The sequence below is a fragment of the Streptomyces sp. NPDC005435 genome, assembly GCF_040703155.1.
Classification (GTDB): domain Bacteria; phylum Actinomycetota; class Actinomycetes; order Streptomycetales; family Streptomycetaceae; genus Streptomyces.
Window position 1 is genome coordinate 168,002 of record NZ_JBEXEQ010000007.1, and the last position, 24,475, is coordinate 192,476.

Consider the following 24,475-nt stretch of genomic DNA (forward strand, 5'->3'; position numbering starts at 1 on the left):
GTGGTTAGCGACTGAATACTCCCTGTCGCCGGGCAGTCAAGCAGCAGCTCCTGGGCGAACGGAAACGGCTTCACCGGCAGGGGTGAAGTGACGAAAGGGCGTTCCCCTTGGGCGGGGTCAGCCCGGGAGCAGGGCGTCCATGTAGCTGTTGGTCGGACGCTGGACCTTCTTCAAGGTGTGGACGTCCAGGGCGACTTCGGCGGAGGAGGTGCCGAGGTGGCCGTGGGGGTGCCAGGTGCCGGTGACGGTGACCCAGGTGTTGGGCTTCGGCGAAGGACGGCCGTACATGCGGACCTTGACCGACTGGGCGTCGGCAGCGCAGCAGTTGATGATGAGGCGGGTCAGGTCCCAGCCGGCGCCCTTGGCGGCGGGGGTGGCGAAGCCGGTCATCAGGACCGTGCGCTTGCCGATCGCCTTCGTGCGGTCCTGCCGCACCCGGTGGGTGAAGTCGCCGAGGGTGCTGGGCAGCGGGGAGGTCGCGGGGAGCGGGTCGAAGGCCGCGTCGGAGACGTCGGCGGCGGTCGCGCGCGGGGTCTCCCGGGCGGCGGTGTAGGCGCCGAGGGAGGGCGGGGCGTAGAAGAGGAGGCTCAGGGCGGGCAGGAAGAGGAGCCACGCGACGCGCGGCGGCGGATGTTCGCCCGCGCGCGGGGCGCTGCGGTACGCCGTCCACGCCTGCGTCGCGCCGAGGATCAGCAGGACGACGCCGGAGGCGATCAGGAGGGGTTTCATCCCCGCCTTGACGTACCGCAGATACAGGTCGGAGAACAGGGCGGTCTGGAGCAGGCCGAGGCCGCTGAGCAGGAGCAGGGCCGCCTGTACGGGACGTTTCACAGCAGGACTCCCCCGATCAGCGCGCTGCACAGGACGGCCACGACGACCGTGGCACTGGAGAAGCGGACCGCGAACGCCCGCCCGAAGGTGCCCGCCTGAAGGGCGATGAGCTTCAGGTCGACCATGGGCCCGACCACCATGAACGTCAGCCGGGCGACCGGTGAGAAGCCGGTGAGCGAGGCTGCCACGAAGGCGTCGGCCTCGGAGCAGACCGCGAGCAGGACGGCCAGTCCGGCGAGGAACGGCACGGCCAGCCACGCGGAGCCGGTGAACGCGTCGAGCAGCGAGGGCGGTACGGCGACGTTGAAGGTGGCCGCCGCGAGCGCGCCGACGACGAGGAAGCCGCCCGCGTGCAGGAAGTCGTGCTGGACGCCCGCGCGGAACTCCGCCCAGCGGCTGTGCCCGTGGTGGTGTCCGGTGTGCCGGGCGGTGGGCCGCAGCCACTCCGCCTTGCCCCGCCACAGCCACAGCCAGCCCATCAGGGCCGAGACGAGGAGCGAGGTCACCAGCCGGGCCACCACCATGACCGGCTGGCCGGGGAAGGCGACGGCGGTGGCGGTCAGGACGACCGGGTTGACGGCCGGCGCGGAGAGCAGGAAGGCGAACGCGGCGGCGGGTTCGACCCCGCGCCCGATCAGGCTGTTGGCGACCGGCACCGACGCGCACTCGCAGCCGGGCAGCGCCACGCCCGCGACCCCGGCGACCGGCACCGCGAGGGCGGCCCGTTTGGGGAGCAGCCGGGTGAAGACGGAGGCCGGGACGAAGGCGTTGATGGCGCCGGACAGCGCGGTGCCGAGCAGCATGAACGGCGTCGCCTGGAGGACCACGGCGAGCGCGACGGTCCGCCACGCCTGCACGGCCGGCGCGTCGCCCCACCGCCCGACGAGGAACACCAGCGCGCCGGGCAGCAGAGCCGCGCCCAGGAAGAGAAGGGGTTTGTTGCGCAGCAGCACCGGTGCGGCGGAGCCCGGTGGCGCGGCTGTCTCCTGGACCCGTTCCTGCGTCTGCTGCATCCCGCCCCGACCCGTCAGCCGTTCTTCATACGATCGGCTCAACATAGCGGGCGAAGGTAAGACGCCTCATGAGCGGGTTTCCCCGGCGCGCGCCCGGGGGACTCGCCGGGCATGGTGACCCGCGAGGCGGAGGAGCGGGTGCGGCTGCCCGTCCTGCGGGCGCGATGGCGGACGCTGACGTTCGTCCACTGGCCCGTGCGCCCGGAGGCGATACAGGCGCTGCTGCCCGAGGAGTTGACCGTCGACCGGTACGACGGAACCGCCTGGGTGTCACTCGTCTCGCTCCTCATGGCGGACGCCCGTCTCCCGGGGATGCCCTCGGCACTGCCCGCGCTCCCGGACTTCCCGCAGACCAATCTGCGCACCTATGTCCGCCGCCGCGACGGGCGGGACGGGCTGTGGCTGTTCTCCGTCGACGTGGGCTGCCCCGCCATGTGGGCCGCGCGTGCCATGGGGGCGCCGTACACCCCGGCGAGCGTGGGCCTGTGCGTGAGCGGGGACACCGTCGTCTACACCGGCTCGCGCTGGACCGGCGACGCCTTCTACCGGCTGGCCGTCCGGCCCGGCGCCCCGGTCGAGCCGACGGAGCGGGACCACTGGCTGGTCTCCCGCTGGCGGGCGTACACGCGCCGCGCGGGCCGGCTGTGGGAGAGCCCGGTGGAGCACGAGCCGTGGCCGCTGAGCAGCGCGAGGATCGAGGCGCTGGAGGAGAACCTGACGGCCGCGGCGGGCCTGCCCGCCCCGCTCGGCGAGCCCGTCGTGCGCTTCTCGCGGCCGGTGCGGGACGTACGGCTGGGGATGGCGCGTCCGGTGCGGGGCGGCGGGCGCCGGGCGGCGTGACGGCCATGACCGGGGTAGTGGAATATTCAACCACCCCGGTGGGTTGCACCCGTCGAAGGAGGTCATCAGTGGACACCACGTACTACGACCACGGCACCCTCGCCGACCGCTGGGAGCGGGCGGGCATGTTCTTCGACGCCAAGGACTACGCGCGCGCCGCGCAGGTCCTCACCGGCCTGGTCGAGGAGGTGCCGGAGCAGACCGCGCCCCGGCTGCTGCTGGCCCGCGCCTACTACCACTCCGCGCAGCTCGGCCGCGCGGAGGCGGAGCTGCGGACCATCGTGGAGCGCGACCCGGTGGAGCACTACGCCCGTCTGATGCTGGGCCGCACGCTCCAGCGCCAGTCCCGCAACGCGGAGGCGGAGCCACACCTGCGGATCGCGTCCGCGCTCGCGGGCGACTTCCCGCAGGAGTGACCGGCGGGGCCCGGCGGTGACGGCGGCGCGGTCTCCCCGGCCCGGCGCGGGCGTTGCGGCCCACGCCGGGCCGGCGTCCGCGCCGCCGTGGCATCCTGACCCGATGTCACTCCCCAGCGATCACGCGCCCCTGGCCGAGCGGGTCGAGGAACTCCTCGCCGCCGAAGGACCGTTGCCCATCGTCGCGGCCGGCCATCCGGTCCTGCGCCGCCCCGCCGAGCCGTACGAGGGCCAGCTCTCCCCCGCCCTCCTGGCGCGTTTCGTCGAGGCGCTGCGCGTCACCATGCACGCCGCTCCCGGCGTCGGTCTCGCCGCCCCGCAGGTGGGCGTGCCGCTGCGGATCGCGGTCGTGGAGGACCCGGCGACGGTGCCCGAGGAGGTCGCGGCGGCCCGGGGCCGGGCGCCGCTGCCGTTCCGGGTGCTGGTCAATCCGGCGTACGACGCGGCCGGTCCGCAGCTCGCCGCGTTCTACGAGGGCTGCCTGAGCGTGCCCGGCTATCAGGCGGTCGTGGCCCGGGCCGCGCGGGTGTGGCTGACCGGGCAGGACGAGCGGGGCCGGGCGCTGGACGAGGAGGTGTCCGGGTGGCCCGCCCGGATCGTGCAGCACGAGACGGACCACCTGAACGGCACCCTCTATCTGGACCGCGCGGAACTGCGCTCGCTGTCCACCAACGAGGCGGTCGCCGCGCTGTGGGCCCAGCCCGCGCCCGGGACCGCCGCGAAGGTCCTGGGCTTTGAACTCCCCTGACGGAGCCGGTCAGTTGTCGCGGTACGCCTCCAGCAGCCGCAGCCACACCTCGCCCAGCGTCGGGAACGGCGGGACCACGTGCCAGAGCCGGTCCAGCGGGACCCGGCCGGCGACGGCGACCGTCCCGGAGTGCACGAGTTCACCCGCGCCGGGACCCACGAAGGTGACGCCCCGCAGGATGTCCTCCTCCAGGTCGACCACCATGCGGGCGCGGCCGGTGTAGTCGTCGCCGTAGAGGGAGGCGCCCGCGACCGAGCCGAAGTCCACGTCCACGGCGCGGACCCGGTGGCCCGCGTCCTCCGCCTCGGCGAGGGTGAGGCCGACGGCGGCGGCCTCGGGGTCGGTGAAGACGACCTGGGGCACGGCGTAGTGGTCGGCGGTGGCCGCGTGCGCGCCCCAGGGCTCGTCCTGGAGCGGGACCCCCGCCGCGCGGGCCGCGATGGCGGCGCCCGCGATCCGGGCCTGGTACTTCCCCTGATGGGTGAGCAGGGCGCGCCCGTTGACGTCGCCGACCGCGTACAGCCACTCGGAGTCCGGCAGGCGCAGGGTGTCGTCCACCTCCAGCCAGGTGCCCGGCTCCAGGTCCACGGTGTCGAGCCCGATGTCGTCGGTCTGCGGGGCGCGTCCGGTGGCGAAGAGGATCTCGTCGGCCTCGATGCGCTCGCCGCCGTCGGTGACGGCCACGACCTTGCCGTCCTCCCGCGTGACGGACGCGACGGACGTGTGCGTGCGGATGTCGACGCCCGCCTCGGTGAGGGACTTGGCGACCAGTTCCCCGGCGAAGGGCTCCATGCGGCCGAGCAGCCGCTCGCCCCGGACCAGCAGGGTGACCCGGGAGCCGAGGGACTGCCAGGCGGTGGCCATCTCGGTGGCGACGACTCCGCCGCCGACGACGATCAGAGTGCCGGGTGCTTGCCGGGCGCTGGTGGCCTCGCGGCTGGTCCACGGCTCGGCCTCGGCGAGCCCGGGCAGCCCTGGAAGCGCCGCGCGGGTGCCGGTGGCGACGACGACCGCCTGCCGGGCGATGAGGGTGGTGACCGTGCCGTCCGAGGCGGTCACGGTGACCGTGCGCGGCCCGGCGAGGCGCCCCTGTCCCCGGTAGAGGTCGGCCCCGACCCCCTCCAGCCAGCTCACCTGGCCGTCGTCCTTCCAGTGCGAGGCGAAACCGTCCCGGCGGGCGAGCACGGCGGACGTGTCCAGTGGCCCGCGCACCGACTCGGCCAGGCCGGGCAGGCGGCGGGCGTCGGCCTGCGCGATGACCGGCCTGAGCAGCGCCTTGCTCGGCATGCAGGCCCAGTACGAGCACTCGCCGCCGACGAGTTCGCTCTCCACCACGGCGGTGGACAGACCGGCCGCGCGGGTCCGGTCGGCCACGTTCTCCCCCACGGGTCCGGCCCCGAGCACCACGACGTCGTACGCGATGGCTTCCGTTTCCGTCATGGGCCCCAGTGTGGTGGGTGGCGGGCGCGGGGGCCACACGGTACGCGCGCGGGTCCGGGGCGTGCGGGGGGGGATCGGGCGGGTACGGGTGCGGTTTCTGGGGGTACGGGTGAGATGTGCGCCGGAATAGGCGGACCGGAGGGCGTGTTTGTGCCGAGGGCAGCACCCCCACACCAGGAAGAGGGAGATGCCATGAGCGGCAAGACCGTGGAGCTGACCAAGGAGAACTTCGACCAGACGGTGCAGGACAACGAATTCGTCCTCATCGACTTCTGGGCGGACTGGTGCGGACCCTGCAAGCAGTTCGCGCCGGTCTACGACAAGGCCGCGCAGGAGAACCCCGACCTGGTGTTCGCCAAGGTGGACACCGAGGCCCAGCCGGAGCTGGCGCAGGCGTTCGGCATCCAGTCGATCCCGACGCTGATGATCGTCCGGGACCAGGTGGCGGTCTACGCCCAGCCGGGCGCGCTGCCCGAGCCGGCCCTCACCGACATCATCGACCAGGCTCGCAAGCTGGACATGGACGAGGTGCGCAAGAACATCGCGGAGCAGGAGGGGCAGGGACAGGGGCCGGAGTAGACCCCGGCAACTCCGGCCGCCGCGAAGGGAGTCGACCCGCCTGGTGCGGGTCAGCTGGAGTCGCGGTGGATCAGTGAGGCGTCCAGGACCGCGCGGACCCCGGGTTCCCGCCCGGGGTCGCGTACGACGCCGTCCACGAACGCGGCCAGCTCCCGCCCCGAGGGCACGTCCAGGCGGACGGTGCTGAGCCGGGGGCGCAGCAGCCTGCCGAGCATGAGGTCCCCGGCGCCGACGACGGCCACCTCGCCGGGGACGCGGCGTCCCGCGTCCTCCAGCGCGCGCATCAGGAGCATCGCGTACTCGTCGTCGTAGGCGAACACCCCGTCCAGGCCGGGCCATTGGGCCGCGAGCCGGGCGGCGGCCGCCTCGGCGGGGGCGAGCGGGAGTTCGGTGACGGTGGCGTCGGTGCCGCGCAGCGCCTCGCGCACGCCGGCCAGGCGGGGGCGGGAGAACGCGTCCAGGCCGGGTTCCTCGGGGACGATCACGCCGATGCGGCGCCGTCCCCGCGCGTACAGATGCGCGCCCGCGCGCCGGCCGACCACCGCGTGGTCCATGAGCAGGGCGTGCGCCCCCTGGACGCGGCCGGGGCCGAGGGTCACCACGGCGCGGGCACCGGCGCGCTTGAGGATCTCGACGCCCTGCGGGCCGGGTCCGGTGCCGGGGATCAGTACGGCGACGGGACGTAACTCGGCCCAGACGCGGGCGGCTTCGTCGCCCTGGAGGCCCAGGGCGCCGTACTGGACGACGGTGTAGTCGAGCCGGCCGAGGGCGGACTGGAGTTCGCCGAGGTAGCGGCTGTGGAGCGGGCCCGCCGGGACGGCGGGGGCGGGCATCACGACCATGCGGCTGCGCCCGGCGCGCAGGGTGCGGGCGGCCGCGTGCGGGACGTAGCCGAGTTCGCGGGCGGCCGCGTGGACGCGGCGGCGCGTCGGCTCGCTGATCCGGACGGCGCCGGTGTCGTTGAGGACGTAGGACACGGTCGCGCGGGAGACCCCGGCCAGGCGGGCGACATCGGCGCTCGTGGGCGTGTTCGGTAGCTGCACCATGACGGAACGCATCCTGGCAGAGCCGCCGGGGGCCGCTTCGGGCGGGGCGAGGTCGTACGGAACCGGACGATGAACGAACACGTTCGCTACGAACTTGTTCGTGACGAACATGTTCGTTACGCTCTCACCCATGCCCGCTTCTCCCCAGCACTCCCCCCGTTCCCGCCGCGAGCGCCCCGCGAAGGCCGCGCTCAGCCGTGAGGTCATCGTCGCGACCGCCGTGGCCGTGATGCGCGCCGAAGGGCTGCGCAAGGTGACCATGCGGCGGCTGGCGCAGGAGCTGGACACGGGTCCCGCCTCGCTGTACGTCTACGTGCGCAACACGGACGAGCTGCACGCCGCCGTCCTGGACGAACTGCTCGGCACCGTCCCCCCGGCCCCGGACGGGGGCACCTGGCGGCAGCGCCTTGAGCATGTGCTCGTCGCCTGCACCGGGATGCTCCTCGCCCATCCGGAGCTGGCCCGCGCGGCGCTCACCGCCCGGCCGCGCGGCCCGCACTACCTGAATCTGATCGAGACCCTGCTCGCCCTGCTCGACGAGGGCGGGGTGCCGCGCGCCCAGGCCGCCTGGGGTGTCGATCTGCTGCTCCAGCACGCCGTCGCGACCGCCGCCGAACACGCCGGCGGCGACGACCCGGAGGAGTGGGAGCAGCTGATCGGCGTCCTGCGCCGGGCGGCCGACGACCCCACCCGTCCGCACATCGCAGCGGCCGCCCACGCGCTGCTCTCGGGCACGCCCGAGAACCGCGTCTCGTGGGCGTTCCAGACCCTGATCAACGGCATCGAGCGCACCGCCGTACCCGAGTGAGCCCCCAGGAGGCCACCATGACCGCATCCGCTCCCGTACCCCACCACCCGATCGCCGTCGTCGGCGCCGGGCTCGGCGGGCTCACGCTCGCCCGGGTGCTGCACACCCGGGGCGTCGAGGCCGCCCTGTTCGACCTCGACGCCTCCCCCGAGGCGCGCACGCAGGGCGGGATGCTCGACATCCACGACGACTCCGGGCAGAAGGCGCTGCACGCGGCCGGGCTGTACGACGCGTTCCTCGCGCGGGTGCACCGGGGCGGCCAGGCGACCCGCGTCCTGGACCGGCACGCCCACGTCCACCACGACGCGCCGGACGACGGCGCGGGCGGCCGCCCCGAGATCGACCGGGGCGACCTGCGCGACCTGCTGCTCGGCTCGCTGCCCGAGGGCACGGTCCGGTGGGGCGCGAAGGTGACCGGGGCGCGGCCGCTCGGCGACGGACGGCACGAGGTCGCGCTCGCGGACGGCGGTGTCTTCACCACCGATCTGCTGATCGGCGCGGACGGCGCCTGGTCCCGGATACGGCCGCTGGTCTCGGACGCGGTGCCCGCGTACACCGGGATCTCGTTCGTCGAGACCGACCTGCCCGACGCGGACGAGCGGCATCCGGTGAGCGCTCAGGTGATCGGCGCCGGGATGCTGTTCGCGCTGGGCGCGGGGCGGGGCTTCCTCGCGCACCGCGAGACGGACGGCGGGCTGCACGTCTACACGGCCGTCGAGGCGCCGGAGGACTGGCTCGACGGCATCGACTTCACGGACACCGAGGCGGCCAAGGACGCGGTGCTGAAGGAGTTCGACGGCTGGGACGACACCCTGAAGGCGCTGGTCAGGGACGCGGAGGGACCGCTGGTGCCGCGCCGCATCCACGCCCTGCCCGTCGGCCTGCGCTGGGAGCGCGTCCCCGGCGTCACCCTGCTCGGCGACGCCGCCCACCTCATGTCCCCGTTCGCCGGCGAGGGCGCCAACCTCGCCCTCCTGGACGGCGCCGAACTCGGCCTCGCGATCGCCACCCACCCCGACGACACGGAGGCGGCCCTGACCGCCTACGAGACGGAGATGTTCCGCCGGGCGGAAGCCTCCGCGGCCGACTCCGCGCAGCAGGGAAAGGTCCTGTTCCGCGAGGACTCCGCCCAGCTGCTGACGGCGATGTTCACGGGGGCCTAGGGGTGGAGACACCCCCTAGGGGTGGAGACACTCCCTAGGGGTAAGGGGCACGGAGGTGCGGGGTGGGAACTCCTGTTCAGCCCCGCTGCTCCGTCAGGCGGTCCACCAGGTCCAGCCAGCCCGCCTCCAGCCGCTCCATCGGCATCCCGCACTGGCGGGTCAGATGGTGGATCAGGGCCGGGTCGAGGTAGGCCAGGAGCGGCTGGGCGAGCAGTTCGCAGTCGGCGTCGGGGACGAGCCGGCGGAGCAGCATCGTGACGTGGGCGCGCAGCGCCTGCGCGGAGGGGTGCTTGTAGCGGCGGCCCGGGTCCGGCTGGGCCGCCAGCTGGAGGTCCAGCTGCTCCGCCGCGCGGTAGAGGACGGCGACGCCGAACGCGCGCAGCCGTTCCCGGGGCGGGGCGCCGGGGCCGAGCGGGGGCGGTCCGGCGAGGAAGTCCTCCTGGAGCGTGCGCGCCGAGTGGTCGAGCAGCGCCGTCAGCAGTCCGGTGCGGTCGCCGAAGCGGCGGAACACGGTGCCCTTGCCGACCTTGGCCGCCGCCGCGACCGCCTCCATGGTCACCCCGGCCGCGCCGTGCTCCGCGATCAGCCGGGAGGCCGCCTCCAGCAGGCGCGCGCGGTTGCGGGCCGCGTCGGCGCGCAGGCACGGCTCGTCGGCGGCCGGGGCGGGGCCCACCTCCAGCAGCTGGGGCTCGTCGACGGGCTCCTCGGGCTGCGGACAGGGCGGCAGGACGCTGGACATGAAGACAGCGTAAAGCACGGGGAACAAAACTGGACCCCGGTCCGCTTAGGGTGGTAGAAACTTAAACGGACCTCGGTCCGGATCGTTTCCAGCGTGTTTCAGCCACCCCCTTGGAGTACTCCCATGTCCGTACGCATCCTCGCGCTCGTCGGCAGCCTCCGCGCCGGTTCGCACAACCGCCAGCTCGCCGAGGCGGCCGCCAAGCTCGCCCCCGAGGGCGCCGAGGTCGAGATCTTCGAGGGCCTCGCCGACGTCCCGTTCTACAACGAGGACCTGGACGTCGAGGGCCAGGTCCCGGCCACCGCCGCCAAGCTGCGCGAGGCCGCCCAGGCCGCCGACGCCTTCCTGCTCTTCGCCCCCGAGTACAACGGCACCATCCCGGCCGTCCTGAAGAACGCCATCGACTGGCTGTCCCGCCCGTACGGCGCCGGCGCCTTCACCGGCAAGCCCGTCGCCGTCATCGGCACCGCCTTCGGCCAGTACGGCGGCGTGTGGGCCCAGGACGACGCCCGCAAGGCCGTGGGCATCGCCGGCGGCAAGGTCATCGAGGACATCAAGCTCTCGATCCCCGGCTCCGTGACCCGCTTCGCCGAGACGCACCCGGTCGACGACGCCGAGGTCGCCGCCCAGCTGACCGAGGTCGTCGCGCGCCTGCACGGCAGCGCGGACGACATCCTGGCCGCCTGAGCCACAGCAGCCCCGTGAGGGGGCCGGAGCCGTGCGGGCTCCGGCCCCCTTTCGCGCTGTCACGGCCCCGGAGCCGCGGCTTATCCGGGTCCGTACCCCCGCACCGGACCCGGACCCGCGCCGTATCGGAGTCGTACGGCATGCGCGAACCGGCGGACCATGGGCAGACGGAGCAATGTCCCGCCGCGCGAGCCCGAGGAGATCCCATGCGTCCGGAGCCGCCCCCGATCGACCCGGAGCTGACCCCCGCGCTCGAACCGTTCCGGGACGCCCCGCCCCTCACCCCGGACGGGATCGCCGCCGCGCGGGAGACCGTCGAGGCGCTGCCCGCCGAGCTGATGGACGTCACGCTCGGCGGCGCCTTCACCGCCGAGGACCGTACGGTGCCCGGGCCCGAGGGGGCGCCGGAGATCTCCCTGCTGATCTGCCGCCCGGCCGGCGCCGCACCGGGCGCCCGGCTGCCGGTGCTCTACCACGTCCACGGCGGTGGCATGATCCTCGGCACCAACCGGGCCGGGGTGGACGCCCCGCTGCACTGGGCCCGCGATCTCGGCGGCGCGGTGGTCGTCTCCGTGGAGTACCGGCTCGCACCCGAACACCCCTACCCCGCACCGGTGGAGGACGTGTACGCCGGACTCCTGTGGACCGCGCGGCACGCGGAGGACCTCGGCGGCGACCCGGACCGCATCGTCCTCGCGGGCGCCAGCGCGGGCGGCGGACTCACGGCCGCGCTGGCGCTGCTGCTGCGCGACCGCCAAGGCCCGCCCGTGCTGGGCCAGTTGCTGATGTACCCGATGCTGGACGACCGCAACGACACCGGCTCCAGCCATCAGATGGCCGGGGTCGACGTGTGGGACCGCCGCGCCAACGAGACCGGCTGGTCGGCGCTGCTCGGCGAACGCCGGGGCGGCCCGGACGTCCCGCCGTACGCCGCCCCGGCGCGCGCGACCGACCTGGCAGGGCTGCCCCCGGCCTTCCTGGACGTGGGTTCGGCGGAGACCTTCCGGGACGAGGTGGTGGCGTACGCCTCCCGCATCTGGGGCTGCGGTGGAGTGGCCGAACTCCACGTCTGGCCGGGCGGTTTCCACGGCTTCGACGGCCTCGCGCCGCAGACCGCGCTGTCCTGCGCGGCCCGCGCGGCCCGATTCGACTGGCTGCGACGCCTGTTGGACCACTAGGCCCACCCCGGAGCGCGGCTCTCCGCGCTTACCCTGTGCGCATGGGCGATGCGTCGATGGTCGGGCTGATGGGACGGGTGACGGGGACGGTCGGCCCGGGGCTGGTCGGCGAGGTGATCGTCCGGGTGCGCGGCGGCGCCGAGCACTTCCTCGCGTACGCGGCCGACAGCGGCGCCCGGATCGAGTCGGGCACGGTCGTCATGGTGGTGGAACACCTGCCGCCGCGCACGGTCTACGTCACGCCCGCGTACGACGGTTGAGCGCGCCCCGTCGCAGGTGAGAGCCTTGTTCGTCAAGATTGCGACAAGGCTTGGCCGGGGTCTTCTCCCCGCCTCCTCGCAGGTGCACACTCCCTTCGTCCGGTGCCGTCGAGGGCACCATGTCAAGGGGGCGTTTGCCGATGATCGTCGGCGTCGTTGCGGGGGCGGCGGTTGCCGCCGTCCTCGTACTGATCGGTGTGTTCAAGATGATGTGGCGGGTCGCGGAACCCAACGAGGCCCTCATCATCTCCGGGTCCAGGCACCGTACCGAGGGTGTCGAGGAGGGCATGGGATTCCGCATCGTCACGGGGCGCGGCACGCTCGTGCTGCCCGGCGTGCAGGCGGTGCGCAAGCTCTCGCTGGACCTGAACGAGACCGAGTTGCACGTGGACTGCGTGACCCAGCAGGGCATCCCGCTGAAGGTGCGGGGCGTGGTCATCTTCAAGGTGGGCGACGACTATGTGTCGGTCGCCAACGCGGCCCGGCGTTTCCTGGATCAGCAGAAGCTGATGTCGGAGCGGGTGCACAACGTCTTCGCCGGTCATCTCCGTTCCATCGTGGGCGGGTTGACGGTGGAGGAGATGATCCGTGACCGGGAGAAGCTGACCGGCCAGACCCGGGCGGCCTGCGGTACGGAGATGGAGAAGCTGGGTCTGATCGTGGACTCGCTCCAGATTCACGAGATCGAGGACCCGACCGGGTACATCCAGAACCTGGCGATGCCGCACGCCGCCGCCGTCCAGCGGGACGCGCGCATCGCGCAGGCGGAGGCCAACCGGCTCGCCACCGAGGCCGAGCAGCAGTCGTACGCCCGGATGGCCGAGGCCACCCGGGACAGCGAGATCCTCCAGGCCGGTTACCAGGCCGAGCGGGACAAGGCGGCGGCGAAGTCCCGGCAGGCCGGGCCGCTCGCGGACGCGGCCGCGCGGCAGGAGGTCGTGGTCCAGGAGACCCGGGTCGCGGAGCTGGAGGCGAACCGCCGCGAGCAGCAGCTCCAGGCGGACGTGCGCAAGCCGGCCGACGCCACGGCGTACGAGAAGCGGACGCTGGCCGAGGCCGAGCGCGACGCGCGGATCTCGGCCGCCCAGGCCAAGGCGAAGGAGACGGAACTGGCGGCCGCCGCCGAGGCGACCCGGGTCAAGACGGCCGCCGGAGCGGAGGCCGAGGCCACCAAGAGCCGGGGTGCGGCCACCGCGTCGGCGACCCGCGCGACCGGTGAGGCCGAGGCCGCCGCCGCGCAGGCGAAGGGTCTCGCGGAGGCCGAGGCCGCCCGGGCCAAGGGTCTCGCGGAGGCGGAGTCCATCAAGGCGCGGGCCGCCGCCCTGGCCGAGAACCAGGAGGCGGTCGTCGCCCAGCAACTCGCCGAGAAGTGGCCGGAGATCGTCCGCGCGGGCGCCGACGCGTTCGGCAACGTGGACAACATGGTGCTGCTCAACGGCGCCGACGGCATGGGCGAGTTGTTCGCCAAGGCGCTCACCATGGGCGGCACCGGCCTGGGGCTCGCGCGTCAGCTGCTCGCCACCATGGACGGCAAGAGCCAGGCGCCGGGCGCCACTTCACCCTCGGTCAACGGGGTGACGGCGACGCGGGTTCCGGTGGAGGGGGACAGCTGACGGACAACTGACGCACGGGCGGCGGCCGTAGCCCTCGGGGGCGCCTGAACGGCCGCCGCTCTGCGCGTTGTTGCAGTTCGGCTAGGGTGCGTGGCGTGAGCACGTTCAACGATGACAACGTTCCCGGCCGTCACGGCCCCCACGCCACCACCGAGGCCGACCCGCGCGAGATCGGCCGGGTGCGGACCGAGTACTCCCCCGCCTACGACGGCGACCCCGATCCCGGCGAGATCGTCTGGACCTGGGTGCCGTTCGAGGAGAACGACGGCCGGGGCAAGGACCGCCCGGTGCTGGTCGTCGCGCGGGAGGTGGCCGGCACCCTCCTCGCCGTGCAGCTCTCCAGCAAGCGGCACGACAACCACCGCGACTGGGTGGGGATAGGCCAGGGCCCCTGGGACCGCTCGGACCGCGACTCCTGGGTGGCCGTCGACCGGGTGCTGCGGCTGCACGAGAACGGGATGCGCCGCGAGGCGTGCGCGCTGGACCGGATGCGGTTCAACCTGGTCCGACAGCGGCTCTACGAGCGCTACGGCTGGACCTGAGCCGCCACGGGTGACGGTCCGGGGCGCGTCTCGGCGGCGAAGACCCGCGCGAAGGCGTTCCGTACCGTCGCCCCGGCCGTGCGGTCCAGGACGCCGAACACCACGTGCGTGAAGGTCCCGGCGAACCGGCCGCCGGGCACGAGCAGGGTGCGGAAGGCGTTCGCCACCTGCTCCGGGTCGTTCTGGAAGACGCCGCAGCCCCACGCGCCGAGCACCAGGTGCCGGTAGCCGTGGGCGGCGGCGGTCTCCAGGACCCGTTCGGCCCGCAGGGCGAGGGCGGCCGGTATCCCGCCGGTGCGCTCGGGGGCCAGGCGCCGGATCACGCCCGCGTTGGGGGCGGGCGAGGTGAGGAAACCCGCGGTGTACGGCTCGGTCAGCAGGCGCCCCCGGTCGTCGCGGAAGACCGGCACGGCCGGGCTGTGGATCACCCGGTCGGAGTAGAAGGGGTCACGCTCCGCGCGGTGGTGTTCGTAGTAGCCGGGCGCCTCGACCAGACAGGTGTACAGCGCCGAGGCGCGGCACAGAGCCTCTTCCTGGGCCTGGGCGCCGTTGAGGTAGCCGCCGCCGGGATTGCGGGCGGAGGCGAAGTTGAGGACGGCCACCGGGGCTCCCGCGCCGGTCAGGCGCCGGGCCGCGGCGAGGCTGCTCTCGCCCGTGACCTCGAAGAACGTGCCGGTCTCCGCCGCCCGTGCCGGCACCTGGACCGGCTCCGGGCCGTACAGCCGCGTACCGGTGCGGGCGGCCTCGATCAGGTCCGCGAGCGGCACCGTCCGGCCGTCCGGCAGGGCGTATCCCCCCTCGGCGACGATCCGTTCCGTCTGCGTCGCCACGCCGCGCAGGCGGGCGCTCACGGCGCCACCCCCGTGCGCGCCGTGACCGCCGCCCGCGCGGCCTCCCCCGTCGTGCTCATACGGTCATCCTGAGCGATGCTGTTCCCGCGGCGCAACGGAGTTTCCGTGGCGCCGCGGCCCGAGAACCGCACGGGAGGAAACGCGCGAGGAAGCGGAGATGACCGGTCCCGAACGTCCCGTGGGGCACCCTTGTGCGATTCGGTCCGAGGGTCTTGGGTGGGACGAGGCCCGCCCGGCACACCGGAGGCCGGGCAGGCGGCATGGTGGAATCCCAACAGGAGAATCCCGACATGTCTGACTCGCTGAGCGACTGCGGTGACTGTACGGATCACCGCACCGCGATCACCGAAGCCGAGGTCGACGCCCTGATCCGGGGCATCTGCTTCAAGACCGGTCCGCCCCGCACCCTCGGGGTGGAGGTGGAGTGGCTGGTCATGGACCCGCGCCACCCCCGCCACCCGGTCCCGTCCGAACGCCTCGAAGCCCTCTACACCACCCTGCGTCCCGTCCCCCTGCGCTCGGCGCTCACCGTCGAGCCCGGCGGCCAGCTGGAGCTGAGTTCGCCGCCCGCCGGCTCGCTCATGGAGTGCGTCGGCACCGTTTCCGCCGATCTGGACACCGTCCGCGCGGTCCTCGCCGACGACGGTCTGGCCCTGGTCGGCCTGGGCCATCACCCCTGGCACACCCCGTCCCGCTTCCTGCGCGAGGCACGCTACGACGCCATGGAGGCGTGTCTGGACCGCACCGGCCCGGCCGGACGGCACATGATGCGCGCCTCGGCGTCCGTGCAGGTCTGTGTGGACGCCGGATACGAGGAGCCCGGCCCGCTGGGCCACGAGCAGCGCTGGTGGCTGGCCCACCGGCTCGGCCCGGTCCTGGTCGCCGCGTTCGCCAACTCCTCGCTGGTCGACGGGCGTCCGAGCGGCCGCCGGTCCGTCCGGCAGTCGTACTGGGCGCAGATCGGGCCCGGCCGCGCCGGTGCCCCGGCGACCGACGGCGAGCCGCGCGCCGACTGGGCCCGGCACGTGCTGGACTCCCCCGTCATGTGCGTCCGCCGGGACGACGGCCCCTGGGAGGTGCCGGAGAACCTGACCTTCCGCGAGTGGACCCGCTCGCGGTCCCCGCGTCCGCCCACCCGGGCGGACCTCGACTACCACCTGACCACCCTGTTCCCGCCGGTCAGACCGCGCGGCCACCTGGAACTGCGCATGATCGACGCGCAGCCGGGGGACGACGGCTGGATCGTGCCGCTCGCGGTGACGGCGGCGCTCTTCGACGATCCGGAGGCCGCCGAGGCGGCGCACCGGGCCGTGAAGCCGCTGACCGAACGCGCCCGGGACCTGCCCGCGCCGCACAACCCGCTGTGGGCGGACGCGGCCCGGCTGGGCCTCGCCGATCCGGGGCTGCGCGAGGCGGCCGCCGCCTGCTTCACGGCGGCGCTGCGGGCGCTGCCCCGGCTCGGCGCCGGGCCCGAGGTGGTGGCCGCCGTCGCCGGGTATCTGGACCGCTATGTCGCCCGGGGCCGCTGCCCGGCCGACGACCTGCTGGACGGCCCGGACGGCATCGGCCGTCCGGCCCACGGGAGGAAGGACACGCGCACATGACCGCCCAGGAGACCGGGGCGCCCGCGGCGGCACCGGAGACGCTGCGCGCCCGCGCGCTCGCCTCGCTGGTGACCGCCCGCACCCGCACGACCCTGCTGACCACGTGTGTCGAGGATCCCGACCTGACCGCCCAGGTGTCGCCGCTGATGTCCCCGCTGGTGTGGGACCTCGCCCACATCGGCAACCAGGAGGAGCTGTGGCTGCTGCGGGCGGTCGGCGGCCGGGAGGCGATGCGGCCGGAGATCGACGGCCTGTACGACGCCTTCGAGCATCCGCGCTCCGAGCGTCCCTCGCTGCCGCTGCTGGCCCCCGAGGAGGCGCGCGCGTACGCGGCCGAGGTGCGCGGCCGGGTCCTCGACCTGCTGGAGGGCGCCACCTTCGAGGGCGACCGGCTGACCGAGTCGGGCTTCGCCTTCGGGATGATCGCGCAGCATGAACAGCAGCACGACGAGACGATGCTGATCACCCATCAGCTCCGCACCGGCCCCCAGGCGCTCACCGCCCCGGACCCGGACCCGGCGCCGCCCTTCACCGGTCCGGCCGAAGTCCTGGTCCCCGGCGGCCCGTTCACCATGGGCACCTCCACCGAGCCCTGGGCGCTGGACAACGAACGCCCCGCGCACCCACGGGAGGTGGCGCCGTACTGGATCGACACCGCCCCGGTGACGAACGCGGCCTACCGGGCGTTCATCGAGGACGGCGGCTACGGCACCGAGCGCTGGTGGAGCCCGGAGGGCTGGGCGCACATCCGGCGGCACTCGGTCGAGGCGCCGCTGTACTGGCACCGGGACGGCGGGCAGTGGCTCAGGCGCCGCTTCGGCGTCACCGAACCGGTGCCGCCGGAGGAGCCGGTGCTGCATGTGTCCTGGTACGAGGCGGACGCGTACGCCCGCTGGGCCGGGCGGCGGCTGCCCACCGAGGCCGAGTGGGAGAAGGCGGCCCGGCACGACCCGGAGACGGGCCGCTCCCGCCGCTTCCCCTGGGGCGACGCCGACCCGACGGCCGCCCACGCCAACCTGGGCCAGCGGCATCTGCGGCCGGCGCCCGCCGGGAGCTATCCGGCCGGTGAATCGCCGCACGGTGTGCGGCAGTTGATCGGTGACGTATGGGAGTGGACGTCGAGCGACTTCCTGCCGTACCCGGGCTTCACGGTGTTCCCGTACAAGGAGTACTCGCAAGTGTTCTTCGGGCCCGAGTACAAGGTGCTGCGCGGCGGTTCGTTCGCCGTGGGGCAGGTGGCCTGCCGGGGTACGTTCCGCAACTGGGACTATCCGATCCGCCGGCAGATCTTCTCCGGGTTCCGCACCGCCCGTGACGCGGAGTCCGCCTGATGTGCCGTCACCTCGCCTATCTGGGACCGGAGTTGCCGCTCGGAGCGCTGCTGGTGGAGCCCGCGCACAGCCTGTACCGGCAGGCGTGGGCTCCCCGGCGGCAGCGCAACGGGACGGTGAACGCCGACGGTTTCGGGGTGGGCTGGTACCCGGCGGACGATCCGGTCCCGGCCCGCTACCGGCGCTCCGGGCCCGTCTGGGCGGATCCGTTCTTCACCGACCTCGCGCGGGTGATCCGCGCGGGGGCGGTGCTGGCGGCGGTGCGGGACGCGACCCTGGCGGGCGCGGACGGCGAGGCCGCGGCGGCGCCGTTCGCGGCCGGGCGGTGGCTGTTCAGCCACAACGGCGCGGTGGCGGGCTGGCCGGACGCGGCCGCCCCGCTGGTGCCGTCGCTGCCCCCGGTGGAGCTGCTGTCGCTGGAGGCGCGCACCGACTCGGCGTTCGTCTGGGCGCTGGTGCTGCACCGGCTGCGCGCGGGCGCCGAGCCGGGCACCGCTCTTGGTGAAACGGTTCGCCAGGTCGCGGAGGCCGCCCCCGCCTCCCGGCTCAACCTGCTGCTGACCGACGGCACCACGATCGCGGCCACCGCCTGGGGCGACAGCCTCTGGTACCGCACCGGCCCCGGTGACGCGGTGACCGTCGCCTCCGAACCGTACGACGACGACCCCCACTGGCGGGAGGTCCCCGACCGCACCGTGCTCACCGCGAGCCGGGCCGCCGGAGTGCTGCTGGCTCCGGCCGGGGACCCCGCGTCCTCCCCCACTCCACCGAAGGAGCCCTGTACGTGAGCCTGCACGTCACCCGCACCCTCCCCGAGGACGCCACGGGCGCCGCGCTGCGCGCCGACGTCGTGGACGGCCTGACCCGCACCCCCAAGTCGCTGCCGCCGAAGTGGTTCTACGACACGCGCGGCAGCGAACTGTTCGAGCTGATCACCGAGTTGCCGGAGTACTACCCGACCCGGGCCGAGCGGGAGATCCTGCGCGACCGCTCCGGGGAGATCGCGGCCGCGAGCGGCGCGCGGACCCTGGTCGAACTCGGCTCCGGCTCCTCGGAGAAGACCTGGCATCTGATCGACGCGCTTACCTCCCTTGAGGCGTACGTGCCGGTCGACGTGAGCGAGTCCGCGCTCCTCGGGGCCGGACAGGCGCTCGCCGCCGAGCGCCCCGGTCTCGCGGTGCACGCGCTGATCGCGGACTTCACCGCCCCGCTGGAGCTGCCGGACACACCAGGACCGCGCCTGGTCGCCTTCCTCGGCGGCACGATCGGCAATCTGCTGCCCGGGGAGCGGGCGGAGTTCCTGGCCGCCGTGCGCGGCCTGCTGGCTCCGGGCGACGCCCTGCTGCTCGGCACCGACCTGGTCAAGGACGAGCGGGTGCTGCGGCTCGCCTACGACGACGTCGCCGGGATCACGGCGGCGTTCAACAAGAACGTGCTGGCCGTGCTCGACCGGGAACTGGGCGCCGACTTCGACCTCGACGCCTTCGACCACGTCGCCGTGTGGGACCCCCGCCACGAGTGGATCGAGATGCGGCTGCGCTCGCGCACGGCGCAGACCGTCAAGCTGCCCGGGGTCAACATGGTCGTGGACTTCGCGGCCGGCGAGGACCTGCGCACCGAGGTGTCGGCGAAGTTCCGCCCCGAGGGCGTCACGGCGGAACTGGCCGCGGCCGGCCTGGAGCTGACCCACTGGTGGACGGACGCCAAGGGCCGCTTCGCGCTGTCGCTCAGCGTGGCCCGCTGACGGACCCCGCCCCGCCTGCCGTGCCCGGCGGGCGACGCCTCGCGCGCCGGGCACGGATACGGCACGGTGGATACGGCGTGACGGACCGGTCACGCCGGACGTGAGGCGCGCCCCCACGGCCTCACGGCGGAGAGGAGCACCCGCGCATGTCGAACCACACCTACCGGGTCACCGAGATCGTCGGCACCTCCCACGAGAGCGTCGACCAGGCCATCCGCAACGGCATCGCCCGCGCCGACCAGACCCTGCGCAACCTGGACTGGTTCGAGGTCACGCAGGTGCGCGGCCGGCTGGACAACGGGCGCATCGAGGACTACCAGGTGTGCATGAAGGTCGGCTTCCGCCTGGAGGAGACGACCTGAACCGTCGTACGACCCGCGACGGCGCGCTGAGGTACGGCCTCCGCGCTCAGGTACGGCCCTCGCGCTCCTGTGCCGCCTCCAGCGCGGCCGAGTGCCCGGCCCAGCGGGCCCGCAGGACGGTGAATCCGGCCCGCTCGGCCTCGTCGCAGACCAGTTCGTCGTCGTCCACGAGGACGCGTACCGTCCTGTTCCGGGCGAGCCGGCGCAGGATCTCCAGCTTGGTGACCCGGGCGGGCCTGCGGTCGCCGTCGCCCCGCATGTGCACGGTGCCCTCGGGCAGTCCGTGGGCGGCGAGCCAGTCCGCGGTGTCCGCCCGGCAGCGCTCCGGCCGTCCGGTCAGATAGACGATCTCGCACGCGCGGGCCGACCTGCGCACCAGCGCGATCCCCTCGGCCAGCGGCGGGTCGGCCGGGGCGGCGGCGAAGAAGCCGTCCCAGTCGCGCGGGCGCTGCTCCAGGAAGTGCCGGCGGTGCGCCGTCGAGGCGAGGGTGTTGTCGAGATCGAACACGGCCACGGGGCGCCGGCTGCTGCTGTCTGCCACGTTCCGAACCCTAGCCGGGAAGCGAGTGCCCTGGTCCCCGAGATGCGAGTGCGGCGCGGGCCGGTGACTCTGGGAGTGGAAGCCTCAAACGACGAGGAGGGCTGCCATGTCCATCATGGACAAGATCAAGGGAATGCTCAAGGGCCACGAGGACATGGCCGACAAGGGCATCGACAAGGGCGGGGACTACATCGACCAGCGGACCGGCAACAAGCACCAGTCCCAGGTGGACTCCGCGCAGGACCGGCTGAAGGACCAGTTCGGCACCCAGCACCGCGACAACCCGCCGCACTCCTGACCACGCGGACCGCCACGCGCACCATCCTCCTGGAGGCCCCGCTGCCCGCGGACGGGCGGCGGGGCTTCCACGTGGCCGGACCATCCGATCGCTTTCCCGTCCCACGGGGCGGGCTAGGTTGGTGACCATGGCATCACGGACCCGCCCCACGTCCGCAGCGTCACACGGCGCACCGTCGCACGACGGACTCCCGGACGCCGGTCACGACGGACTGATCAAGGTCCGGGGCGCCACCGAGCACAATCTGCGCCACGTCGACGTGGACGTGCCCCGCGACCGGGTGGTGGCCTTCACCGGGGTGTCGGGGTCGGGCAAGTCCTCGCTGGCGTTCGCGACCATCTACGCCGAGGCGCAGCAGCGCTATCTGGAGTCCGTCGCGCCGTACGCCCGCAGGCTGATCGACCAGGGCTCGGCGCCCCGGGTCGGCGAGATCACCGGGCTGCCCCCGGCCGTCGCGCTGCGCCAGCAGCACAGCGGGGGCAGCACCCGCTCGACGGTGGGCACGGTGAGCCGGGTGTCGAACGTGCTGCGGATGCTGTACTCCCGCGCCGGTACGTACCCGGCGGGCCGGACCCCCGAGGATCTCGCCGGCACGTTCCCCCGGGACGCCGCCCCGCTGGACTCGGACAGCTTCTCGCCGAACACGGCGGTGGGCGCGTGCCGGACCTGTTCCGGCCTGGGGCGGCTGCACACGGTCGACGAGGGCAAGCTGGTCGGCGACGACTCGCTGAGCATCCGGGAGGGCGCCATCGCCGCGTGGCCGGGCGCCTGGCAGGGCAAGAACTACCGCGACATCCTCGCGGAGCTGGGCGTCGACATCGACGTACCGTTCCGTACGCTGCCCGCCGCGCGGCGGGAGTGGCTGCTGACCACCGACGAGCAGCCGACGGTCACCGTGCACCCGGTGCGGGACGCGCACCGGGTGGCCCGCTCCTACCAGGGCACGTACATGAGCCCCCGCCGGTGGGTGCTGCACACCTTCGCCACCTCCAAGGCGGCGCATCTGCGGGCGAAGGCCGCCTCGTTCATGACGGAGGAGATCTGTCCGACCTGCCACGGCAAGCGGCTCAATCCGGAGGCGCTGGCGGTCACGATCGCCGGGGAGGACATCTCGGTCGCCACCGCGATGCCCCTGACCCAGCTCTCGGCCTTCCTGGAGACCGCGCGCGACCACCCCGACACCCTGGCCCTGCCGGCCGAACGCCGGCAGGCCGCCCACGCCCTGATCTCCGGCCTCCAGGACCAGCTGGGCACGCTGACCGACCTGGGCCTGGGCTATCTCGCGACGGCACGCGCGACCTCCACCCTCTCCAGCGGCGAGCTCCAGCGCCTGCACATGGCCACCCAGCTGCGCAGCGGCCTGTTCGGGGTGCTGTACGTCCTGGACGAGCCCTCGGCCGGCCTGCACGCCGCCGACACCGAGCTGCTGCTCACCGCCCTGCGACGGCTCAGGGGCGCCGGGAACAGCGTCTTCGTGGTGGAGCACAACGCGCAGGTGCTGGCGTCGGCCGACTGGATCGTGGACATGGGTCCGGGCGCGGGACGGCACGGCGGACGGGTCCTCTACGACGGTCCCGCCGGACAGCTCGGCGAGGCGGAGGAGTCGGTGACCGCCCGCTACCTCTCCGCGAGCGCGCCCCCCGTACCCGGTCCGGAGAAGCCCCGCCAACCGGACGGCCGGCTGCGCCTGTTCGGGGTCACCGGGCACAACCTCCGTGATCTGGACGCGAGTTTCCCGCTCGGCACGCTCACGGCGGTCACCGGTGTCTCCGGGTCCGGCAAGTCGACGCTCGTACGGCGTGCCCTCGCGGAGACGGTCCGCGACCATCTGCACGCCGACGAGACCGAGGCGGACCTCGCCCGCAACCCCGCCTCGGTGGAGACCGCCGACGAGGAGGAGGCCGGGGTGCCGCCCTGGGCCCTCGCGGAGGACCGTGTGACGGTGCGGTCCGCCGAGGGACTCGAGCGCGTCGACCGGCTCGTGGTCGTGGACCAGAAACCCATCGGGCGCACCCCGCGCTCCAACCTCGCCACCTACACGGGCCTGTTCGACAGCGTCCGCAAGCTGTTCGCGGCCCAGCCCGCCGCCCGCGAACTCGGTTACACCGCCAGCCGGTTCTCCTTCAACGTGACGCAGGGGCGCTGTCCGCACTGCCTGGGCGACGGGGTCGTCAGCATCGAACTCCTCTTCCTGCCCACGGAGACCTCGCCGTGCCCGGTCTGCGCGGGCGCGCGCTACAACCCCGGGACGCTCATGGTGCGTTACCGCGACAAGACCATCGCGGACGTGCTGGCGATGAGCGTGGAGGAGGCTTTGGAGTTCCTCCACGACGTCCAACCCGCCGCCCGCATCCTGAAGTTGCTCTCCGACATCGGCCTCGGCTATCTCTCGCTCGGCCAGAGCGCCACGACGCTGTCCGGCGGGGAGGCCCAGCGCATCAAGCTGGTGAGCGAACTGCACCGGGCCCCGCGCGGGCACAGCCTGTACCTCCTGGACGAGCCCACCAGCGGGCTGCACCCGGCCGACATCGACCTGCTCGTGGGGCAGTTGCAGCGCCTTGTGGACGCGGGCAACACGGTCGTCGTGGTGGAACACGACCTGCGCACGGTGGCCGCCGCCGACTGGGTCGTCGACCTCGGCCCCGGCGCGGGCGACGACGGCGGCCGGATCGTCGCCGAGGGCCGGCCCGAGGAGGTCGCACGGAAGGGCGGCACCCCGACCGCCGACCATCTGGGCCGCCGGCTGTCGGCGCGGGCGCACCGGGAGCCGGTGCACCGAGATCCAACTTGCCCGGTTTTATCTGCATATCCGATGAATATCGGTAGCATGGAGATGGCCGTGCCCCCGAGCCGTTCGGAGCGTGTACGGCCGCTGACCGAGGGGTGCGGGCACGACGCTCCCCGACACAGAAGGTGAGCGATCATGACGGGCAAGATGGACGCATCAGAGGCCGCACGCATCATGGCCGACCCGAACGCCACGCCGGAAGAGCGCTCCGTAGCCGCCAGTGCCCTGTCCGACGCCGAACGTGGCCACCACACCAGCAAGCGGGTCGCCTCCGAGGCGGGCCAGCTCCTGGACGACAAGAACATCTCGGAGGACGACCGCTCCGTGGCCGGGAGCGACCTCTCCCAGGACCGCAGGCGCGGCCGCAAGGGCGACTCCTGAGCAACCGGACACCCGCCGGGTGGACACCGCGTCGTCGCGGTGTCCACCCGGCCGGCCGTTCCCGGCCCCGGGCCGGTCAGGACTTCTCGGCCGCAGCCGGTCAGGACTCCAGCCGGTCAGGACTCCTTGGTCACGCAGGACGCCAGCAGCCGCCCGGCCTCCTCCGCGCCGAGGACCCGGCCCAGGACCAGGTCACCGGTCATGTGCGGGAAGAAGCGGCCCGCGGGCCGGCTCCGCGCGTACGCCGGCGGGTCCAGCACGAGCAGGCGTACGCCGTCCACGACGGGGATGTCCGACGGCGTGCCCTCGTTCCACACCCACTCCCCGCCGGGGGTGACGAGGTTGAAGGCGCCGGTGGTGGGCACCTGGCCCGGCCGGTCGCGGCACACGGCGGCCTCCTCGGCCGAGGGCGCCTCGCCGGAGACGTGGCCGCCGCCGATCAGGACGTCGGCGAGGAGCGTGTGCAGCTGGAAGTTGTCGCCGATGCCGCTCATCCGCAGCGCGTAGCCGGTGCCGGTGGGCCGGTGGAGCACCACCAGGGGCTCGTCCAGGACCAGGAGCGCGTAGGTGAGGCACTTGAAGTCGTGCCCGGACGCCTCCTCGATCGAGCGCAGGGCGGTGAAGGAGGTCCGCGCGCCGTTCGGTGGTCAGGGCGGTGCGCACGGCGGCGTG

Annotated in this window: 27 protein-coding genes; 19 read left to right on the top strand and 8 right to left on the bottom strand. The window is 73.7% G+C overall.

Features of this window, described 5'->3' with window-relative positions; genetic code table 11:
* Positions 1–117: 117 nt before the first annotated feature.
* Complete coding sequence (locus AB0898_RS11200; protein ID WP_366802605.1) at positions 118–831, bottom strand: TIGR03943 family putative permease subunit; 714 nt, start codon at positions 829–831, stop codon at positions 118–120.
* Positions 828–1,844 carry a permease gene (locus AB0898_RS11205; protein WP_366802606.1) on the bottom strand — a complete coding sequence of 339 codons (1,017 nt, stop codon included), beginning with the start codon at positions 1,842–1,844 and terminating at the stop codon, positions 828–830. Before AB0898_RS11205 ends, AB0898_RS11200 begins: the two co-directional genes overlap by 4 nt.
* A gap of 111 nt (positions 1,845–1,955) precedes the next feature.
* On the opposite strand from AB0898_RS11205, the gene AB0898_RS11210 reads away from it, so the two are divergent.
* From AB0898_RS11210 to AB0898_RS11220, 3 genes are all read left to right on the top strand, one after another.
* Entirely contained in the window at positions 1,956–2,684 is a 729-nt protein-coding gene (locus AB0898_RS11210; protein WP_366802607.1) for a DUF2071 domain-containing protein, read from the top strand.
* Positions 2,685–2,752: 68 nt separating this feature from the next.
* Positions 2,753–3,100, top strand: a complete 348-nt coding sequence (locus AB0898_RS11215; RefSeq protein ID WP_366802608.1) for a tetratricopeptide repeat protein — start codon at positions 2,753–2,755, stop codon at positions 3,098–3,100.
* Between the two features lie 103 nt (positions 3,101–3,203).
* Positions 3,204–3,848 (top strand): peptide deformylase, encoded by a 645-nt coding sequence (locus tag AB0898_RS11220; protein ID WP_366802609.1) that lies wholly within the window; start codon positions 3,204–3,206, stop codon positions 3,846–3,848.
* A gap of 9 nt (positions 3,849–3,857) precedes the next feature.
* Here AB0898_RS11220 and AB0898_RS11225 read toward each other — a convergent pair whose 3' ends face one another.
* The gene (locus AB0898_RS11225; protein ID WP_366802610.1) at positions 3,858–5,288 is read right to left on the bottom strand and encodes an NAD(P)/FAD-dependent oxidoreductase; all 1,431 of its coding nucleotides are present in this window, start codon (positions 5,286–5,288) and stop codon (positions 3,858–3,860) included.
* Positions 5,289–5,480: 192 nt separating this feature from the next.
* On the opposite strand from AB0898_RS11225, the gene trxA reads away from it, so the two are divergent.
* Entirely contained in the window at positions 5,481–5,867 is a 387-nt protein-coding gene (trxA, locus tag AB0898_RS11230) for a thioredoxin (RefSeq protein ID WP_366802611.1), read from the top strand.
* 50 nt (positions 5,868–5,917) lie between these two features.
* Here the strand turns inward: trxA and AB0898_RS11235 are convergent, their stop codons facing one another.
* Positions 5,918–6,913: a LacI family DNA-binding transcriptional regulator gene (locus AB0898_RS11235; protein ID WP_366802612.1), complete on the bottom strand. Its 996-nt coding sequence runs from the start codon at positions 6,911–6,913 to the stop codon at positions 5,918–5,920.
* Positions 6,914–7,043: 130 nt separating this feature from the next.
* On the opposite strand from AB0898_RS11235, the gene AB0898_RS11240 reads away from it, so the two are divergent.
* Together AB0898_RS11240 and AB0898_RS11245 are read left to right on the top strand one after the other, a co-directional pair.
* Positions 7,044–7,721: a TetR/AcrR family transcriptional regulator C-terminal domain-containing protein gene (locus tag AB0898_RS11240; protein WP_366802613.1), complete on the top strand. Its 678-nt coding sequence runs from the start codon at positions 7,044–7,046 to the stop codon at positions 7,719–7,721.
* Between the two features lie 17 nt (positions 7,722–7,738).
* The gene (locus AB0898_RS11245; RefSeq protein WP_366802614.1) at positions 7,739–8,884 is read left to right on the top strand and encodes an NAD(P)/FAD-dependent oxidoreductase; all 1,146 of its coding nucleotides are present in this window, start codon (positions 7,739–7,741) and stop codon (positions 8,882–8,884) included.
* A gap of 76 nt (positions 8,885–8,960) precedes the next feature.
* Here the strand turns inward: AB0898_RS11245 and AB0898_RS11250 are convergent, their stop codons facing one another.
* Positions 8,961–9,641 (bottom strand): TetR family transcriptional regulator, encoded by a 681-nt coding sequence (locus tag AB0898_RS11250; RefSeq protein WP_366802615.1) that lies wholly within the window; start codon positions 9,639–9,641, stop codon positions 8,961–8,963.
* Positions 9,642–9,746: 105 nt separating this feature from the next.
* On the opposite strand from AB0898_RS11250, the gene AB0898_RS11255 reads away from it, so the two are divergent.
* The 5 genes from AB0898_RS11255 to AB0898_RS11275 all read left to right on the top strand — a co-directional run bounded on the left by AB0898_RS11255 (position 9,747) and on the right by AB0898_RS11275 (position 13,903).
* A complete protein-coding gene (locus AB0898_RS11255) occupies positions 9,747–10,310 on the top strand; it encodes an NAD(P)H-dependent oxidoreductase (protein WP_366802616.1) in 564 nt (187 codons plus the stop codon).
* Positions 10,311–10,516: 206 nt separating this feature from the next.
* On the top strand, positions 10,517–11,488 hold the full coding sequence (locus tag AB0898_RS11260; RefSeq protein ID WP_366802617.1) for an alpha/beta hydrolase: 972 nt from the start codon (positions 10,517–10,519) through the stop codon (positions 11,486–11,488).
* Positions 11,489–11,529: 41 nt separating this feature from the next.
* Entirely contained in the window at positions 11,530–11,748 is a 219-nt protein-coding gene (locus tag AB0898_RS11265; protein ID WP_366802618.1) for a hypothetical protein, read from the top strand.
* Between the two features lie 134 nt (positions 11,749–11,882).
* The gene (locus AB0898_RS11270) at positions 11,883–13,361 is read left to right on the top strand and encodes a flotillin family protein (RefSeq protein WP_407078329.1); all 1,479 of its coding nucleotides are present in this window, start codon (positions 11,883–11,885) and stop codon (positions 13,359–13,361) included.
* A gap of 95 nt (positions 13,362–13,456) precedes the next feature.
* Entirely contained in the window at positions 13,457–13,903 is a 447-nt protein-coding gene (locus AB0898_RS11275; RefSeq protein WP_366802620.1) for a type II toxin-antitoxin system PemK/MazF family toxin, read from the top strand.
* On the opposite strand, the gene AB0898_RS11280 is transcribed toward AB0898_RS11275, so the two are convergent.
* Positions 13,888–14,754, bottom strand: a complete 867-nt coding sequence (locus AB0898_RS11280; protein ID WP_366802621.1) for a TIGR02452 family protein — start codon at positions 14,752–14,754, stop codon at positions 13,888–13,890. The genes AB0898_RS11275 and AB0898_RS11280 overlap by 16 nt on opposite strands.
* A 290-nt stretch (positions 14,755–15,044) precedes the next feature.
* Between AB0898_RS11280 and egtA the strand changes: the two genes are divergently transcribed.
* From egtA to AB0898_RS11305, 5 genes are all read left to right on the top strand, one after another.
* Positions 15,045–16,358, top strand: a complete 1,314-nt coding sequence (gene egtA, locus AB0898_RS11285; protein ID WP_366802622.1) for an ergothioneine biosynthesis glutamate--cysteine ligase EgtA — start codon at positions 15,045–15,047, stop codon at positions 16,356–16,358.
* Positions 16,355–17,689, top strand: coding sequence for an ergothioneine biosynthesis protein EgtB (egtB, locus tag AB0898_RS11290; RefSeq protein WP_366802623.1), 1,335 nt, complete (start codon positions 16,355–16,357; stop codon positions 17,687–17,689). Before egtA ends, egtB begins: the two co-directional genes overlap by 4 nt.
* Complete coding sequence (gene egtC / locus AB0898_RS11295; RefSeq protein WP_366802624.1) at positions 17,689–18,477, top strand: ergothioneine biosynthesis protein EgtC; 789 nt, start codon at positions 17,689–17,691, stop codon at positions 18,475–18,477. Before egtB ends, egtC begins: the two co-directional genes overlap by 1 nt.
* Positions 18,474–19,433, top strand: coding sequence for an L-histidine N(alpha)-methyltransferase (egtD, locus tag AB0898_RS11300; RefSeq protein ID WP_366802625.1), 960 nt, complete (start codon positions 18,474–18,476; stop codon positions 19,431–19,433). The genes egtC and egtD overlap by 4 nt, the downstream gene beginning before the upstream one ends.
* A gap of 146 nt (positions 19,434–19,579) precedes the next feature.
* Positions 19,580–19,795 (top strand): dodecin, encoded by a 216-nt coding sequence (locus tag AB0898_RS11305; protein ID WP_366802626.1) that lies wholly within the window; start codon positions 19,580–19,582, stop codon positions 19,793–19,795.
* Between the two features lie 46 nt (positions 19,796–19,841).
* On the opposite strand, the gene AB0898_RS11310 is transcribed toward AB0898_RS11305, so the two are convergent.
* Positions 19,842–20,336 (bottom strand): hypothetical protein, encoded by a 495-nt coding sequence (locus tag AB0898_RS11310; protein ID WP_366802627.1) that lies wholly within the window; start codon positions 20,334–20,336, stop codon positions 19,842–19,844.
* A gap of 106 nt (positions 20,337–20,442) precedes the next feature.
* Here AB0898_RS11310 and AB0898_RS11315 point away from each other — a divergent pair, with 106 nt between their 5' ends.
* From AB0898_RS11315 to AB0898_RS11325, 3 genes are all read left to right on the top strand, one after another.
* Positions 20,443–20,634: an antitoxin gene (locus AB0898_RS11315; RefSeq protein WP_366802628.1), complete on the top strand. Its 192-nt coding sequence runs from the start codon at positions 20,443–20,445 to the stop codon at positions 20,632–20,634.
* 127 nt (positions 20,635–20,761) lie between these two features.
* Entirely contained in the window at positions 20,762–23,551 is a 2,790-nt protein-coding gene (locus AB0898_RS11320; protein WP_366802629.1) for an excinuclease ABC subunit UvrA, read from the top strand.
* Between the two features lie 6 nt (positions 23,552–23,557).
* Positions 23,558–23,803: a hypothetical protein gene (locus tag AB0898_RS11325; RefSeq protein ID WP_366802630.1), complete on the top strand. Its 246-nt coding sequence runs from the start codon at positions 23,558–23,560 to the stop codon at positions 23,801–23,803.
* A gap of 116 nt (positions 23,804–23,919) precedes the next feature.
* Here AB0898_RS11325 and AB0898_RS11330 read toward each other — a convergent pair whose 3' ends face one another.
* Positions 23,920–24,339: a hypothetical protein gene (locus AB0898_RS11330; protein WP_366802631.1), complete on the bottom strand. Its 420-nt coding sequence runs from the start codon at positions 24,337–24,339 to the stop codon at positions 23,920–23,922.
* Between the last annotated feature and the right edge of the window lie 136 nt (positions 24,340–24,475).

What these genes read in the sequence shown, in the direction of transcription:
- AB0898_RS11240 (WP_366802613.1), top strand. Translation starts at nt 7,044, where the DNA reads ATGCCCGCTTCTCCCCAGCACTCCCCCCGTTCCCGCCGCGAGCGCCCC.
- AB0898_RS11320 (WP_366802629.1), top strand. Translation starts at nt 20,762, where the DNA reads ATGGCATCACGGACCCGCCCCACGTCCGCAGCGTCACACGGCGCACCG.
- AB0898_RS11235 (WP_366802612.1), bottom strand. Translation starts at nt 6,913, where the DNA reads ATGGTGCAGCTACCGAACACGCCCACGAGCGCCGATGTCGCCCGCCTG.
- AB0898_RS11225 (WP_366802610.1), bottom strand. Translation starts at nt 5,288, where the DNA reads ATGACGGAAACGGAAGCCATCGCGTACGACGTCGTGGTGCTCGGGGCC.
- AB0898_RS11220 (WP_366802609.1), top strand. Translation starts at nt 3,204, where the DNA reads ATGTCACTCCCCAGCGATCACGCGCCCCTGGCCGAGCGGGTCGAGGAA.
- AB0898_RS11305 (WP_366802626.1), top strand. Translation starts at nt 19,580, where the DNA reads ATGTCGAACCACACCTACCGGGTCACCGAGATCGTCGGCACCTCCCAC.
- AB0898_RS11315 (WP_366802628.1), top strand. Translation starts at nt 20,443, where the DNA reads ATGTCCATCATGGACAAGATCAAGGGAATGCTCAAGGGCCACGAGGAC.
- AB0898_RS11260 (WP_366802617.1), top strand. Translation starts at nt 10,517, where the DNA reads ATGCGTCCGGAGCCGCCCCCGATCGACCCGGAGCTGACCCCCGCGCTC.
- AB0898_RS11210 (WP_366802607.1), top strand. Translation starts at nt 1,956, where the DNA reads ATGGTGACCCGCGAGGCGGAGGAGCGGGTGCGGCTGCCCGTCCTGCGG.
- trxA (WP_366802611.1), top strand. Translation starts at nt 5,481, where the DNA reads ATGAGCGGCAAGACCGTGGAGCTGACCAAGGAGAACTTCGACCAGACG.
- egtB (WP_366802623.1), top strand. Translation starts at nt 16,355, where the DNA reads ATGACCGCCCAGGAGACCGGGGCGCCCGCGGCGGCACCGGAGACGCTG.
- egtC (WP_366802624.1), top strand. Translation starts at nt 17,689, where the DNA reads ATGTGCCGTCACCTCGCCTATCTGGGACCGGAGTTGCCGCTCGGAGCG.
- AB0898_RS11205 (WP_366802606.1), bottom strand. Translation starts at nt 1,844, where the DNA reads ATGCAGCAGACGCAGGAACGGGTCCAGGAGACAGCCGCGCCACCGGGC.
- AB0898_RS11325 (WP_366802630.1), top strand. Translation starts at nt 23,558, where the DNA reads ATGACGGGCAAGATGGACGCATCAGAGGCCGCACGCATCATGGCCGAC.
- egtA (WP_366802622.1), top strand. Translation starts at nt 15,045, where the DNA reads ATGTCTGACTCGCTGAGCGACTGCGGTGACTGTACGGATCACCGCACC.
- AB0898_RS11265 (WP_366802618.1), top strand. Translation starts at nt 11,530, where the DNA reads ATGGGCGATGCGTCGATGGTCGGGCTGATGGGACGGGTGACGGGGACG.
- AB0898_RS11255 (WP_366802616.1), top strand. Translation starts at nt 9,747, where the DNA reads ATGTCCGTACGCATCCTCGCGCTCGTCGGCAGCCTCCGCGCCGGTTCG.
- AB0898_RS11245 (WP_366802614.1), top strand. Translation starts at nt 7,739, where the DNA reads ATGACCGCATCCGCTCCCGTACCCCACCACCCGATCGCCGTCGTCGGC.